Source organism: Halopseudomonas sp. SMJS2 (assembly GCF_029866945.1).
Taxonomy (GTDB): Bacteria; Pseudomonadota; Gammaproteobacteria; order Pseudomonadales; family Pseudomonadaceae; genus Halopseudomonas; species Halopseudomonas bauzanensis.
Map to the genome: position 1 here is coordinate 3453690 of NZ_CP123445.1, position 15456 is coordinate 3469145.

14 protein-coding genes are annotated in these 15456 nt (G+C 59.8%); 10 read left to right on the top strand and 4 right to left on the bottom strand.

The window, feature by feature from the left end; translation table 11 throughout:
- Positions 1–66 precede the first annotated feature (66 nt).
- From QAO71_RS16165 to QAO71_RS16190, 6 genes are all read left to right on the top strand, one after another.
- Positions 67–846, top strand: coding sequence for an exodeoxyribonuclease III (locus QAO71_RS16165; RefSeq protein WP_280164896.1), 780 nt, complete (start codon positions 67–69; stop codon positions 844–846).
- 173 nt (positions 847–1019) lie between these two features.
- Positions 1020–2174, top strand: a complete 1155-nt coding sequence (locus QAO71_RS16170; protein WP_280164897.1) for a cytochrome P450 — start codon at positions 1020–1022, stop codon at positions 2172–2174.
- A 288-nt stretch (positions 2175–2462) separates the two neighbouring features.
- Positions 2463–3500 (top strand): iron ABC transporter permease, encoded by a 1038-nt coding sequence (locus tag QAO71_RS16175; protein ID WP_074778849.1) that lies wholly within the window; start codon positions 2463–2465, stop codon positions 3498–3500.
- Positions 3501–3502: 2 nt separating this feature from the next.
- Entirely contained in the window at positions 3503–4546 is a 1044-nt protein-coding gene (locus QAO71_RS16180) for an iron ABC transporter permease (protein WP_280164898.1), read from the top strand.
- Positions 4546–5328 (top strand): ABC transporter ATP-binding protein, encoded by a 783-nt coding sequence (locus tag QAO71_RS16185; RefSeq protein ID WP_280164899.1) that lies wholly within the window; start codon positions 4546–4548, stop codon positions 5326–5328. The genes QAO71_RS16180 and QAO71_RS16185 overlap by 1 nt, the downstream gene beginning before the upstream one ends.
- A gap of 93 nt (positions 5329–5421) precedes the next feature.
- Positions 5422–6375: an iron-siderophore ABC transporter substrate-binding protein gene (locus QAO71_RS16190; protein WP_280164900.1), complete on the top strand. Its 954-nt coding sequence runs from the start codon at positions 5422–5424 to the stop codon at positions 6373–6375.
- A gap of 123 nt (positions 6376–6498) precedes the next feature.
- On the opposite strand, the gene QAO71_RS16195 is transcribed toward QAO71_RS16190, so the two are convergent.
- Both QAO71_RS16195 and rph read right to left on the bottom strand, forming a co-directional pair.
- A complete protein-coding gene (locus QAO71_RS16195) occupies positions 6499–6876 on the bottom strand; it encodes a DUF4870 domain-containing protein (RefSeq protein WP_036991855.1) in 378 nt (125 codons plus the stop codon).
- Positions 6877–6964: 88 nt separating this feature from the next.
- The gene (rph, locus tag QAO71_RS16200) at positions 6965–7684 is read right to left on the bottom strand and encodes a ribonuclease PH (RefSeq protein WP_136868634.1); all 720 of its coding nucleotides are present in this window, start codon (positions 7682–7684) and stop codon (positions 6965–6967) included.
- 141 nt (positions 7685–7825) lie between these two features.
- Here rph and QAO71_RS16205 point away from each other — a divergent pair, with 141 nt between their 5' ends.
- From QAO71_RS16205 to QAO71_RS16220, 4 genes are all read left to right on the top strand, one after another.
- Positions 7826–8692 (top strand): YicC/YloC family endoribonuclease, encoded by an 867-nt coding sequence (locus QAO71_RS16205; RefSeq protein ID WP_280164901.1) that lies wholly within the window; start codon positions 7826–7828, stop codon positions 8690–8692.
- Positions 8693–9034: 342 nt separating this feature from the next.
- Complete coding sequence (locus QAO71_RS16210) at positions 9035–10291, top strand: acyl-CoA dehydrogenase family protein (RefSeq protein ID WP_036991804.1); 1257 nt, start codon at positions 9035–9037, stop codon at positions 10289–10291.
- A 137-nt stretch (positions 10292–10428) separates the two neighbouring features.
- The gene (locus QAO71_RS16215; RefSeq protein ID WP_136868632.1) at positions 10429–11202 is read left to right on the top strand and encodes an SDR family oxidoreductase; all 774 of its coding nucleotides are present in this window, start codon (positions 10429–10431) and stop codon (positions 11200–11202) included.
- Between the two features lie 210 nt (positions 11203–11412).
- On the top strand, positions 11413–12087 hold the full coding sequence (locus tag QAO71_RS16220; protein WP_036991801.1) for a TetR/AcrR family transcriptional regulator: 675 nt from the start codon (positions 11413–11415) through the stop codon (positions 12085–12087).
- Between the two features lie 95 nt (positions 12088–12182).
- On the opposite strand, the gene QAO71_RS16225 is transcribed toward QAO71_RS16220, so the two are convergent.
- Both QAO71_RS16225 and QAO71_RS16230 read right to left on the bottom strand, forming a co-directional pair.
- A complete protein-coding gene (locus tag QAO71_RS16225; RefSeq protein ID WP_280164902.1) occupies positions 12183–14108 on the bottom strand; it encodes a TRAP transporter fused permease subunit in 1926 nt (641 codons plus the stop codon).
- Positions 14109–14167: 59 nt separating this feature from the next.
- Positions 14168–15367, bottom strand: coding sequence for a TAXI family TRAP transporter solute-binding subunit (locus QAO71_RS16230; RefSeq protein ID WP_074778865.1), 1200 nt, complete (start codon positions 15365–15367; stop codon positions 14168–14170).
- Positions 15368–15456 lie beyond the last annotated feature (89 nt).

Sequence of the window (15456 nt, forward strand, 5' to 3'; positions counted from 1 at the left end):
CCTCATCTATAACAAAATTCCTTTCAGCTCGGGTATCATACACGCACGAATTTGAGGGAGCCATGTATGCGAATAATCAGTCTTAATGTCAACGGTGTCGAGGCCGCTGCGGCCCGGGGTCTGTTTGACTGGCTGCGCACGCAGGATGCGGACGTCATCTGCCTTCAGGACATACGCGTCACCGCTCCCGAGCTGGAACAGGACCCCTATTGGCTTGAAGGCTACTGGCAATATTGCTTCGAAGCGGAAGTGCCCAGCCAGGGCGGCGTAGCCATTTATACCAAGACCGCACCCAAGGCGATCATCATGGGGCTCGGCTTCGAGCTGGCCGATCGTTACGGGCGCTATATCCAGGCGGATTTCGACAAGGTCAGCATCGGTTGCCTGCTGCTGCCGTCGGGCCGGGACGGGGATGCCAGTCTGAACCAGAAATTCAAGTTCATGAATGACTTCACCACCTACCTGACCAAGCAGCGCCGCAAGCGCCGCGAGTTCATCTATTGCAGCTCGCTGCACACCGCACATCTGAAACTGGACGTGAAGAACTGGCGCGACTGTCAGCACCAGCCTGGCTTCATGGCGCCGGAGCGGGCCTGGATGGATGAAATCTTCGGCACCCTGGGCTATGTCGATGCCCTGCGCGAAGTCACCCGCGAGTCCGATCTGTACAGCTGGTGGCCGGATAGCGAACAGGCCCAGGACCTGAATCTCGGCCTGCGCATGGACTACCAGATCCTGACCCCCGGCCTGCGCCGTTTCGTGAAGCATGCGGCAATTCCGCGCAAGGTGCGCTTCTCGGAGCATGCTCCGGTCATCATCGACTACGATTGGGTGCTGAGCATCTGATCGCTGGCGGGCGCTGTCTCGGCGCCCGTTTCCCCTGCCTGCCGTTCTTGATATTGATCAATTACTGATCATTTCGCTCGCGCTAAACTCAATCCGGCTTATTACCACTTCCCCTTATATGAATGCATCTGGCTGCCCTGTGCGGCTGTCTTGCATTTCACAGGAATTGTCGTATGTCCGAATCGTTGAAGCAGGATTGGGACCCCCGGTCCGATAGCGTTCTGCGTGACCAGCGCGCCGCCTATGACGCCATGCGCGAGCACTGCCCCGTCGCTCACAGCGACTATGCGGGCTGGAGCCTGTTTCGCCATGCCGATGTCAGCCGCGTTCTGCTCGATCATGTCAGCTTCAGCAACCGGGTATCGCGTCACGTGTCCGTACCCAACGGCATGGACCCGCCGGAACATACAGCCTATCGGAAAATCATCGAGCCCTACTTCAACGCCGAACGCATGGCCGAGTTCGAGCCCATTTGCCGGGCGATCGCCGAGGACCTGGCGACCAGCGTCCTGCACCAGGACCACATCGAGGTGATGGCTGGCTTCGCCCAGCCCTTCGCCCTGCGCATTCAGTGCGCCTTCATGGGCTGGCCGCTGAACCTGCAGGACCCGCTGCTCAGTTGGGCTACCCGCAACGCCCGGGCCACCCTGGCTCGTGACCGTGCGGCACTGGAAGAACTGGCGCAGGAGTTCGATGCACTGATCGCGAATCTGCTGAGCATGCGCCGCCAGGCTGGCAGCGAAGCCGATGACGATGTCACCACCGCGCTGATGCAAGAGCAGATCGATGGCCGGCCGCTGAGCGATCAGGAAATTGTCAGCATCCTGCGCAACTGGACGGTCGGCGAAGTCGGTACCATCGCCGCCTCGGTCGGTATCCTGGCGCAGTTTCTGGCTGTGCATCCCGAGGTCCAGCAGCAACTGCGCGACAACCCCGAACTGTTGTGGCAGGCCAACGATGAGATCCTGCGCCTGCACGGCCCGCTGGTCGATAACCGCCGGCGCACCACTTGTCCGGTTGAGTTTGACGGCCAACACATCGAGGCAAAGCAAGCCATCACCATCAACTGGATCGCCGCCAACCGAGACCCTGCCGTGTTCACCCAGCCGGAACGCTTTTCCCTGGACCGCGACCCGTCGCTGAACCTGCTGTATGGCGCAGGCATACATGTGTGCCCCGGCGCGCCGCTGGCCCGCATGGAGCTGGTCATCATCATGCGCAGCCTGTTACAGCACAGCCGTGAACTCAGCCTGGTCGCCGGGCAATCCGCAGTGCTGGCAACCTACCCTTCGAGCGGTTACGCTCGCCTGCCGCTGCGCCTGCGCTGACCCCACTCCTCCCGATCTGATGCCGGGCGCGACAGATTGCCGCCCGGGCAGCGCCTTCAAAGGGGCGACAGCCGCTACGCATAGGCGTATGATGCGATTGATATTACTTCCCATTATCATAAAAACCTCACCATTGGCAGCAACGAGTCAGCGACTCTTGCCGCAGCCCCCGTGGACCTCACTCTCTTTCAGTGCAGCAGTCAGGCACCGTCAGACCGCGTCACTATCCATCCATGAACGGGCCGCAGCAGCCTTGCCGGTGTGGTTGAGAATGCATCGATCAGGACAATGGTAAAAACTGCAATCAATCTGCCCACACACCAGTGGGCGCTGCTGGCAACCGGTGCCGCCCTACTCACCGCTCTGCTCATGCTGTCCATGGCCACCGGCGCGGGCGTGTATGGCGCCGCGCAGGTATTCGGCTATTTCCGTGGCGACGCCGCCCTGCTCGCCGATGACAAACTGGCAATGATTATCCATACCCTGCGCATGCCGCGTACCCTGGCCGCACTGTTGGTGGGGGGTAGCCTGGCGGTAGCAGCCAGCCTGCTGCAGAGTGCCACGCGCAACCCCCTGGCCGAGCCGGGTCTGTTGGGGGTCAACGCCGGAGCGGTCATGGGGCTGGTGATCGGGCTGATCTATTTCGGAGTCGAATCGACCCAGGGCTATCTGGTGTGGTCAAGCGCCGGCGCACTGCTCGGCAACCTGGTGGTGTTGGGCATCGGGTTGATGTTGGGGCAGGCCAGTCCACTGAAACTGATCCTCGCCGGAGTGGCGCTCAGCGCGGTTTTCGGCGGGCTGTCGAACTATCTGCTGCTGGCCAACCAGACGGCGCTGGAGCAATTCCGCTTCTGGAACCTGGGCTCGCTATCCGCCTCCGAGCTGGATGCAGTGCGCATCATCACCCCCGTCGTCCTCGTCGCACTGGGTCTGGCGGCCATGCTCTGTCGGCAACTGACCTTGATGCAAATGGGCGACTCGCAGGCCAAGGCGTTGGGCATCCATACCACCCGGGTGCGCATCGGCGTGCTGGTGGCGTCCACTCTGTTCACCGCCTGCGCTATTTCCCTGGCCGGCCCGATCGGCTTCGTCGGCTTCCTGGCGGCCTACTGCGCGCGCCTGGTGGAACCGGTGAAACTGATCACCCAGATGGTATTTTCCGCCCTGTTCGGCATGTTGTTCCTGCTGGCCGCCGACATCCTGGCGCGCTGGGTGATCCAGCCCTTCGAGATGCCGGTGGGTACGCTGTTGGCGGTGATCGGCGCGCCGGTGCTGATTGCCATTGTGTTGCGCGGCGGCTTCCGCTCGCTGTTGACGGTGAGGTGACGATGAACACAAGCATCCCTTCCGGCGTATGGCGTCTGCAGCTGGGCAAGGCCACCGTGCTGCTGCACCGCCGCACCTGGCTGATGACCTTGCTGATGCTGGTCACCCTGCTGTTGTTATTCGTCCTGTCGGTGAGTATCGGCTCGGCAGACATGAGCATGCGCGAGGTCATTGCCACCCTGAGCGGTCAGGGCAGCAAGCTGCATGAGATCATGGTGTACAAGATCCGCCTGCCACGGGTCACCGGGGTGGTAGTGGCCGGGCTGGCGATGGGTATGGCCGGCAGCCTGATCCAGACGCTGGTGCGCAACCGGCTGGCGACCCCGGACATGGTTGGGGTCAACGAGGGCGCTTCGCTGGCAGTCATCGTATTCGCTCTCTATCTCACCCTGGGCAGCTGGCCTTGGTGGGCATCGCCGCTGGGTGCGGCATTGGCCGCGGTGGCGCTGTTCGTACTGTGCCGTCGGCCGGGGGAGCAGGGCTATCTGTTCATCATCATTGGCATCGCGATTTCCGAGCTGTTCAATGCCGTCGGCGAGTTCGCTATGTCCACCCAGCCCCTGACTCACCTGGGCAGCGTCTATCTATGGACCATGGGGCACTTCGCCCATGTCAGCTACCAGACCACCCAGCCCATCACCCTGATTCTGCTGGCGCTGTGCCCGCTCATGGCACTGATCAACCGACCGCTGGCGCTGCTGCGCTTCGGCGACGCCACGGCGCGTAATCTGGGCGTGAACGTGCCGCTGGTACAGCTGGGCATACTCGGGCTGGCGATCCTGGTGGCCTCGCTGGGCACCGCGATCGGCGGGCCGGTAATCTTCGTGGCGATGGCCGCGCCCATCCTGGCCTCCTGGCTTACCCGCGATAATCTGGCGCCGATCTGGCTGGCGGCGCTGTGCGGCGCCGTAATGCTCATGGGCAGCGACATTCTGGTACGGGTGCTGGCCCAGCCCAATGAAATTCCGACCGGCATCATGACCCGCATCCTGGGCGGCTTCCTGCTGCTCTTCCTCCTGATCAAAGACAGACAGTGGTCCGACTGATGACAGTTCTGCAAGTACGCAATCTGCAATTTGGCTATCACCAGAAACCGGTTCTGCACGATGTATCTTTCAGCCTGCCCCGGGGCAAGCTGATTGGCATCGTCGGGCCAAATGGCAGTGGCAAATCCACCCTGCTCAAATTGCTGGCGGGACAACTGCCGCTGCAGCAAGGCGAGGTGGATATCCAGGGCCAGGCGCTGGCCAGTTTCTCCACCAAGGCACTGGCCCGGCAACTGGCATTCCTGCCCCAGCGGCCGGTAATGGCCGAGGGTATACGGGTAGAGCAACTGGTGCAGTACGGTCGCCACCCGCATCAGGGGTGGTTCAACCAATGGAGCGCAGAGGATGCCCGGCAGGTGGCCCGCGCCCGGGACATCATGCAGCTGGAGCCTTTATGGCAGCGCATTGCCTCTTCCCTGTCCGGCGGCCAGGCCCAGCGCGCCTGGCTGGGCATGATCCTGGCGCAGAATACCAACCTGATCCTGCTGGACGAGCCCACCAGCGCGCTGGATATCGGCCTGCAGACCGAAGTGATGGAGTCGATCCGCCACATCACCACCGAGAACCGCACGGTACTGATCGTGATCCATGACCTGGGCATGGCGGCGCGCTACTGCGATGAGCTGATCGCCCTTGATGAAGGGCGGGTCGCCGCCATGGGTCCTGCGCGGGAGGTCATCACAAAGGCATTGGTGGATCGGCTGTACAACACCAATGTGGATATTCTCGCCGCGCCGGATGACGGTGCGCCGGTGATCGTACCGCGTCGGCGGACGTCCTGACGTGGGTGAGACAATTTGACCCTTTAATGAGAATCGTTATTAATATCAACAAGTGATATCATCCCCTCACTTTCCCCGTCACAGGACATTCCCATGACCACATCAATCTATCGCAGCGCCCTGGCGCTGCTGCTGGCCGGGCTGGCCAGCGTCGGTGCCTTGGCCGAGACCCGTCAGGTCGAAGACGCCCAGGGCAACCAATTAACGGTCCCCGCCGAGCCCAAGCGTATCGTGACCCTCAGTGAACTGGACCTCGATACCGCGCTGGCTCTGGGTATCACCCCGGTGGGCACCACCGATGGCCGTGGCCAGGCGTCGCCACCACGCTATCTGGAAGGCAAGGTACCGGCGCAGACCCGCTCGGTCGGCCTCCTCAACGATCCCAACCTGGAAGCCCTGCTGGAGCTGCAGCCGGACCTGATCCTCACCGGCCCGCAGAAACCCGAGCAGCTGGCGATTCTCAATGAAATCGCACCGACCGCCGTGTCCTATGCGCTGGGAGAATACTGGATGGACGCCACGCTGCGCGTCGCCAATATCCTCAACCGAGAAGCCGAAGGCCAGCAACTGCTTGAGCGCTACAAGGCCCGCGCCGCCGAGGGCCGCGACAAGCTCAGCGAGCATCAGGGCGAAACGATCAGCATTGCACGCTGGAACCCCAAAGGGCCGGCCTACATGCTCAAGGATTCCTTCGCCAGTACCGTTGCCCATGACCTGGGTCTGGTGCGCCCGGCTCATCAGCAGGAGCCGGGCACCACCCACTCCATGTCGCTGAGCCTGGAATCACTGGCCATGCTGGACGCGGATTGGCTGGTCGTCGGCACCCTGGCCACCACTGGCGATGCGGTAAACGCCATGCGTCAGGCGGAGCAAACCCCCATGTTCCTGCAAATGGAATCGGTCAAGGCCAATCAGTACAGCGCCGTCGACGGTTCCGTGTGGACCTCCACTGGCGGCCCGCTGGCTGCATTGCAGGTGATCGAGGATATTGAAACCATGGTGCTGGACAGCGAAGCGAACGCCACCGCGGTCGCCGCTACCCCCTGATCCGCCCTGCCACGCCCGGCTCGTTCAGCAAGATCGGGCCGGCGCGATCAGCAAGCGCCGCAAGAATCGAGGGAATCGGATAACACTGGAAAAGCCGACCACCGGGCGGTGGCCGGCCAGGCCTTACTTGATCAAGCGCAGGCAGAACGGATAACGATAGGCCGTACCTTCGTTGGCCTTGATCGCGGCGATGATCATCAGCACGATCGCACCGATCCCCACCACCCAGATCAGCAGAAAGCCGATCGCCACGATCATCAGCAGCAGGCAGACCAGCACCGCGATGGCGACCGTAATCTGGAAATTGAGCGCCTCCTTGCCCTGGTCATCGACAAAGGGATGCAGCTCCTTCTTCATCTGCCAGATGATCAGCGGGCCGATCAGGCTGCCGATTACCGGAAGGAAATAACCGAGAAACCCGGCCAGATGCGCAATCATCGCCCACAGGCGAGCATCCTTATCCGGTTCCAGCGTCTCGATGCGCGACTCATCATCAATCATGCTCGCGGCTCCTCATAGTATTGATGGGTATCATGCTTAGCGTCAGGATAGTCGAACACCACAAGACTGTCTTAACGCCGGTCAAGAATCAGTCCGCCAACGCTACCAGCTGCGCCGCGAAGAGGTCGTTGATGCCCGCGGTGGCCAGCTCCAGCATGGCAGTCAGCTCCTGGGGCGTGAACGGCGCCGCCTCGGCAGTACCCTGCACCTCGATAAAGCCGCCTTTATCGGTCATGACCACGTTCAGATCGGTATCGGCTGCGGAATCTTCCGGGTAGTCCAGATCCAGTACCGGCGAGCCCTGGTAGATACCCACCGAAATCGCCGCGATCATCTGCACCGAAGGTACCTTCTTGATTGCGCCACGCTGCTTCATTGACCGCAGCGCATCGACCAGCGCCACGCAGGCTCCGGTAATGGACGCAGTGCGGGTGCCACCGTCGGCCTGGATCACGTCACAATCGATATAAATGGTGTTTTCACCCAGCGCCTTCAAATCCACCGCCGCGCGCAGCGAACGTCCTATCAGCCGCTGGATCTCCAGGGTCCGCCCACCCTGTTTGCCCTTGCTCGCCTCCCGTTGCATGCGCTCACCGGTCGCTCGCGGCAACATGCCGTATTCAGCAGTGATCCACCCCTGGCCGGTGCCGCGCAGAAAACGCGGCACGCCGCCTTCCACGCTGGCCGTACAGATCACCTTGGTATCGCCGAACTCAACCAGCACCGAACCTTCGGCATGCTTGGTGTAATGGCGGGTCAGGGTTACCTGACGCATCTGGTCTGCCGCGCGGCCGCTGGGTCGTATCATCTGTTCAATTCCTTACTGCATGTGTGAGCGGCGATTATACGGAGCCTGCCCGGCGGTACAACAGCAGCCTGTACCCCCGAGCCGACTGGCGGAGTACAATGCCCGCCGCCGAGCAATAAATAGACAAATTGGAGTGGACCCATGGTATTCAGCATGACGGCCTTCGCCCGCAGCGAACTCAGCACCGATCAGGGGAATCTGGCCTGGGAGTTGCGTTCGGTGAATCATCGCTACCTGGAATCCACCCTGCGCCTGCCCGACGCCTTTCGCGATCTGGAAGGCCCGCTGCGCGAACGCCTGCGCAAACACATCGCCCGCGGCAAAGTGGAATGCACCCTGCGCTTCAACCCGGCCACAGACGCCGCACCCGACCTGAGCCTCAACCAGCCCCTGCTTGATCAACTGATCGAGGCTGCCGGGCGCATCGGCAAGCAACTGGACAATCCGGCGCCCATCAACCCGCTGGAACTGCTGTCCTGGCCAGGCGTGCTCGGTGGCGAGGGCCGTGACCAGGTAGACCTCAAGGCGCAGGCCGACCAGTTGTTCAATCAGGCGCTGGAAGAACTCAAAGCGCACCGCGCCCGCGAAGGCGCCGAACTGCGCGAGCTGATCGAAAGCCGCCTCGACAGCATGGCCGAACGGGTCATTACCCTACGCGAGATGATGCCCACCCTACTCGCCGCCCACCGCCAGAAGCTGATCGATCGCTTCAATGAAGCCAAGCTGGAATTGGACAGCACCCGCATCGAACAGGAGCTGGTGATACTGGCGCAGAAGATCGACGTCGCCGAAGAGCTCGACCGCATCGACACCCACATCAACGAAACCCGCCATGTACTCGACAGCAAGGCCGCCATCGGCCGCCGCCTGGACTTCCTGATGCAGGAATTCAACCGCGAAGCCAACACCCTGGGCTCCAAGGCCATCGACGCCCGCAGCACCCAGGCAGCGGTGGATCTGAAGGTGTATATCGAGCAGATGAGAGAGCAGGTTCAGAATATCGAGTGAGCCAAGCGGCCTGACCTGATGCCCTCGAAAAGGGTGATATCACTAGATACATCCTGGTAATGACCCCGCAACACCAGGCCAGGCCGACGTTTGCTCCGATCACCCCCTTCCCTTTCCTGAAACTTCTCCAGGCCAGCTCCCTTCCTTATAGCCACCTGCCTTGACACCTCCCCGGCATCAATCGTAGCGTGAAGCTGACAGCTGTCAGGAAAGCAAGATGAGCTCTTCTCTCCGGCTAAACCTGTACCCCCTCCCATTGCCGGCGGAACCATATCTGAATGAGTCGATTCCCATCGGCCCCGAACCAAAGCCGTGCTACCGATATCCCAAGGAGAACTGCACGTGAATAATGACAATAACCGTGATGACCTCAATAACCTCGCCATATCAGAGAAGGCCAAGCCGCTGCTTGAAGCTGTAATCAAGCATGTGCGCGAGAACGTGGATCCGATACTGGAAGAATACGATCGGCTGGGCGAAGGTCGGGCAGATCGTTTCAGTTATGTGCCGGGACAGTTGGAGTTGATCGAAGGTGCCAAGGCCAAGGCAAAGGCCGCCGGGCTCTGGAATTTCTTTCTGCCTAATGCGGAAACCGGTGAAGGGCTATCCAACCTCGACTATGCCTATATCGCGTTCGAGCTGGGTAAGAACCCTCTGGCTTCCCAGACGCTGAACTGCTCTGCGCCCGATACCGGCAATATGGAAGTCCTGGAGCGGGTCGGGACCCCGGAGCAAAAGGAAAAATGGCTGAAGCCGCTACTGGCTGGCGAGATCCGTTCCTGCTTTGCGATGACCGAGCCGGATGTAGCATCGTCCGATGCGCGCAATATTGGCACCACCGCTGTATTAGAGGGCGATGAGTGGGTCATCAATGGCGACAAGTACTATATTTCCGGGGCAGGCGATCCGCGCTGCAAGATAATGATCTGCATGGTCAAGACCAGCCCAGACGCAGAGGCGTTCCGGCAACAGTCGCAGATCCTGGTGCCCATGGATACCCCTGGCGTCCAGATACTGGGGCCCATGAACGTGTTCGGCCATGACGACGCTCCCCACGGCCATATGCACATCAAACTAGACAATGTCAGGGTGCCCAAAGAGAACATTCTGTGGGGTGAGGGCCGGGGTTTCGAGATATCTCAGGTCCGCCTGGGGCCAGGTCGCATCCACCACTGCATGCGCTCCATCGGTGCCGCCGAAAAGGCGCTGGACCTGACTCTGGAACGCGGTATCTCGCGCGAGGCTTTCGGCAAACGCATTATCGATCTCGGCAAGAACATGGAGACCGTTTCCCGGGCCAGAATCGAGATCGAGGCGATGCGCCTTATGGTCCTGAAGGCAGCAAAAGCCATGGATGTGCTGGGCAACAAAGAAGCCCGTATCTGGGTCTCCATGGCCAAGGCGATGGTCCCGGAGAAATGCTGCAAAATCATCGACGAGGCCATTCAGATTCACGGCGCAACAGGCGTGAGCCAGTGGTCACCACTGACCGAAATGTATATGAAGCAGCGCACCCTGCGGCTGGCCGATGGACCAGACGAGGTGCATCATAATGTTGTTGCACGGGCTGAGGTGAAACGCGTCGAAAATCTCGGCTAATTCTGAGAGAAATCGGAGCGGCCGCCGACCAGCCAGATAGCCCACCGTCTGTTGCGAGCACGCCGGACAGGCGGACAAGGCTCGCTTCAGCGGCCAATCCATTTCGACAAACAAATCAAATAACAGGATTATCAACCATGGATATAAGAGGTCGTATTGTCGTCGTTACCGGCGCGGCTGGTGGTATTGGCCGGGCCCTGGCTCTGCGTTTCCACGAGGCCGGAGCCAAGCGCATCATTTGTGCAGATATTGATGGTGCGGGAGCAGCCGCTACCGCCGAAGCCGTTGACGGCATAGCCCGGCAGGTCAACGTCGCCTCCGAGCAGGAGATAAAGGCACTGATTGATGACGTCGAGACGCAGGAAGGTCCTATCGACCTGTTCTGCTCCAACGCGGGCATCTTGCTGCGGGGCGGTCCGGAAGTTCCCAACGATGATTGGCAGCGTATTTGGGACATCAACGTCATGTCCCATATCTATGCCGCACGACATCTCGCGCCCCGCATGAAAGCACGCGGCGGCGGTTATTTGCTCAATACGGCTTCCGCCGCGGGCCTGCTTTCGCAGGTCGGCTCCGCTCCCTACGCAGTAACCAAGCATGCCGCGGTTGGTTTCGCCGAATGGCTGGCGCTCACCTATGGTGACGATGGGATCAAGGTCTCTGTGCTGTGCCCCCAGGCTGTGCGAACCGCAATGACCCAAGGTAAAGAAGACAGCGTTGCCAGCATCGACGGCCTGCTCGAGCCTGAACCGGTGGCAGAAGCCTGCCTCAAGGCAATCGAAGAAGAAACCTTCCTGATCCTGCCCCACCCAGAGGTACTTGGTTACATGCGTAACAAGGTGGAGAACTACGACCGCTGGATTGGCGGAATGCGTAAACTCAACCGCCGTTACGCTCCGTCGAAAGACTAACGGACAGCGCGCCCGTCAAAAACGGGTAGCGCGGCATTAGCGGCCATTTCTCCAAAGTTGTGGGCAAAGTCTGTGCCGAACGTCGCTGGCACATGCCCAACATGACGGATAAACTGACAGGCATCAGGATTGTCATTATTGCCTGTCAGTCCCCCACCGCTGCAGCGCAATACTGATACGTATCAGAACCTTTCCGTAATGGATTAAATAATGTCCGATAATAAAAACAGTTCGGGGTCAGCGGAACATGCTCCGGATCCGCTGTTCGAAGCCAGACTCGTAGGTATTCAGGACTCATCCCTTGCCGAACAACGTCGGGACCAGATATGCGACGCGGCGCTTGAACTCTTTTTGCAGAAGGGATTTGCCTCAACAACGATCCGTGATATCTGCGCGCTCTCGGGCGTCAACCAGGCGAGCATCTATGACTACATCGCCAACAAGAACGACATTCTTCGGCGCCTACTGAACAAGCTCTGGTTTCGGTCCGGGGTGCCCAATCTGCATGAACTACTGAAACAGGACCCCGAGGCCTCGCTGGAGGACTGCCTGCGCCTGTATCTGCGTGAATCCTGGACGACAAAACGCAAGGGTACGATACTCGCTTACCGTGCGGTTCCTCATTTGCAGAAGGACGACCGCGCTGCCATGCGCGCCCGTGACCAACTCGTGATTCAGGAAATGGCGATGGAGCTGCGGGAACGAGCGGATCTTGCGGAGAATGACCCAAGAGCCGACATCATTGCCAACCTGATCATGTACCTTGCCGGCTTCGGTCCCCTGCGCGACTGGTTGCATCAGGACATTGACGACGACGTCATCGTTGACACGATTGCGGCAGGTGTCACTGCCATGATCGAAAAACTCTCCGAACACCAGCGCTAGCCAAGCCCCTCCTACCGGTTCAGCCAGCGTAAGCTGGCCGCAATCCGGAGCCATCAAGAATCTCTGCCTCCGGATTGCCTGGCCAGATACGCCGGTCAGGCCAGACTCGGGCTCAGCCGATTCTGGCGCCAAATGATCGCTACCAGCAGGGCCGATGCCAGGCCGCCGACAATAGTCGTTATCACTCCCGGGAAGCTGAAGACAAAGCCGGCGACAATCAGCGGCAACCGCTGCCACGGTTTCACCAGACCCGCACCCAGCAAGTAGCCCTCAAGACCGCCAGAAATCAGCATGATACCGGCAATGATTGATGGCAGAACGTACAACAGCGGCGTCAGGTCTCCCTGCAGCACCAGAGCAGGCTGGAACAGGAAGAACAGCGGGATAAAGTAGATAACCACCCCGAGACGCATGGCTGTGAACGAGGTTTTCATCGGCTTCGCCCCAGCCATCGTGCCAGCCAGGAACGCCGCAGCGCCGACAGGCGGTGTGATCACCGACAGCATTGCGTAATACACGATGAAGAAATGCACGGCGATGGTATTCAGCCCGCCAACTTCAATGATCGCTGGAGCCAGTGTCACCGCCAGGAAGATATAGGCGACGATAGCGAGGCCGGCCATGCCCATGATGAAACAGGCCGCGATACCGAAGAGAATGACCAGGAAAACGTTATCGCCACCGAGCCCCACCAGACCGGAGGTCAGTGACCCGGTCACGCCCGTAATGGTCAAGGCACTGACGACAAAGGCAATGGGCAAGATGATCGCGGCAGTCTGGGTGATCAATACGCCAATCTGCCGTATCGCACTGTATAGCCGCTTTGGCGTCAGGCGTGTCTCTTTACGCAGGAAGGACAGGCCAATCATCAGGATGCAGGCATACCAGGGCGTATAGTATTCCCACCGCATATACAGCAGACCCCAGATGAGGAATACCATCACCAACAGGAACGGCCACCCGCGCAGCAAAACCTTGCGCGCCGACGGAATGTCCTCTTTGGCCATGCCCTTCATACCGGTGCGGGCGGCGTAGGCATCCACCTGCAAGATCAGGCCGAAGTAGAAGAGCAGCGACGGCAGGATCGCAGCAATCATGATGACCGCGTAATCCACCCCAATGGTGATCGCCATGACGAAGGCGATCGCCCCCATGACTGGCGGCATTACCACGCCACCGGTCGATGCGCAGGCCTCAATCGCTCCAGCGTAATGCGCGGGATACCCAGCCTTCTTCATCGTCGGAATGGTGATCGAGCCCGTCCCGGCGATATTGGAGAAAATGGAACCGGAGAGACTTCCCATGAAAGCACTGGCGACCACAGCCACTTTGGCGGGGCCGCCGCGGTAGCGCCCGAAACTGGCGTTGGCCAGGTCAATAAAGAAGTCGCCCGCGCCCGTGGCCAGCAAGATGCCGGCGAACACCAGAAACCCCAGGATAATCTCAGCGACAATCTTGGTAGTGATGCCCATCATGCCTTCGGTGCGGAAGATATGGGCGTCAATCATGTGCTCGAACTGATAGGGGAGGCCCATGAACAAGCCCGGGAAATAGTCCGCAATCAGGGGATACAGCCCAATGAGCACAACCACCAGCAGGAAAGGCACTCCACCGCTGCGCCGGGCAAGCTCCATCATCAGCAGCCAGACCACAATGCCCATGTACAGGTTGCTCCACCCTGCCTGAGCCATATCCCAGGCATTGGCGGCAAAGTAGAAACTCACGCCCACTACCAGCACGGCCGCGATCAAATCATAGAATGGCACCTTGTACTGGCCGGACTTCCCGGGCAGCGCTATAAACGCTGCCGCTGCGAAGAGGCCGATAAAGATCCAGTAGTACTCTCCTTCGAGCAACCGATGACCGGCAAATGTGAGCCCGAAAATATAGGCAATACCCGCTAGCAGCCCACAGACACAGAGTGTGACAAAAACGATACTCTGCCACGAGTTCGCGTCGCCAAGCCGAGTTACCTCAGAACTATGCTCAACACTTTCAGGAGCGACGGCATCAGACTTCATGAGTTTTCTTCCGAAGATAAGGGAATGTTGTGAGGCGTGGCCCGGCCACGCCCTGCTGCTTAGAGGCGGGTGCGGAAATGCTCCAGCCCTTTCGTATGCTCGTTCATGATTGCCATGAACTCTTCGTTGTTATGACTCGCCGGGATCCGACGCTCCCTTGCTTCATCCAGCGCCGCCTGGCGTGCCTTGTTCCAGAGATCCATCTTCTCGATTGCGGCCTGATTCCATTGATCGTCTTCGGCGGTCCAGGCGCCAACTTCTTTCAGGTAGCGGATGGTGCCTTCATGAACCGGCAGCGGTGAGCGATCCAGGTATTCCCGGAAAACGGCCAGATCCATACGAGAGGATAAAGGGTGCGTGTTCTTGTACTTGTCAAAGGACTGATGGAGCCACTTGGCCATGTTGTAAGCGAACTCTTCATCGGCATCCGCCGGAACGGCATACAGGAAGTTGGACGCCAGACCATCGACACCTCTTGCCGTTGAAACCCCCAGATTGATGGTGGTGGGCACAACCATCGTGCGGTGCTCCAGGAACCGGTCCCACGCTTCCTTGTTGTCCCTGTCCATCGGCAGCCAGCGAATTCCTCCGGGGGCGCCTTCCATTTCCGAGAGGATGGAACTGGTGGGCGCGCAATAGGCGACGTCAGCCCGGCCTTCCACAACAGAACGACAGCTCTGGGCGTAGCTGCTTGCAGACACGTAGGAGAATCTCTCAGAGACCTCTTCATCCGTCATGTCCAGGTAGGCAGGGAGTGCTTTCGTTACAGCGACTACCATGGGAGGCGAGAATTCACCCTGCGCGACGGAGATCTTGCCTTTTTTCAGATCATCCATGGTATGCAGGTTAGAGCTACCCGCAACGACAAACCCCCACGGCGTGTCGTTATGGTGCCAGATCACGCGCTGGGCCACCGGCTTCATGCTGGCATAGGCCCCAATGCCTTCGATCTGAAAGCGCATTTCCGCAGATGACACCGAACTGATGCTCAGATCCCTGCGATCAGTCAACCGCCGGTAGCGCTGGGCTTCGTTATCCACCGGGACTATACGGACGTTCGAGCCAGTCTCTTTCTGAAAAACCGGGCCCCAGCCATTGGTCGAGGCAAAGCTACCGCTGGAGGTACCGGATGTACCTATCGCCAGCAGGCGCGGCATTTTGTATTCCGCCGCATTCGCCAGACTGGCACTGCTTATTGCAAGGACGGCTGCGATCGATATGCCTGAGCTCAGGATACCTTTGAGAAACGTGGTTTTCATGTGGATCTTCTCCGGTTTTATTATTTTCACGACCCAGGGGGTAGCGTATGGAACAGGCCGTCCTTGGCGGGCTTCTTGCCCCACTTTCA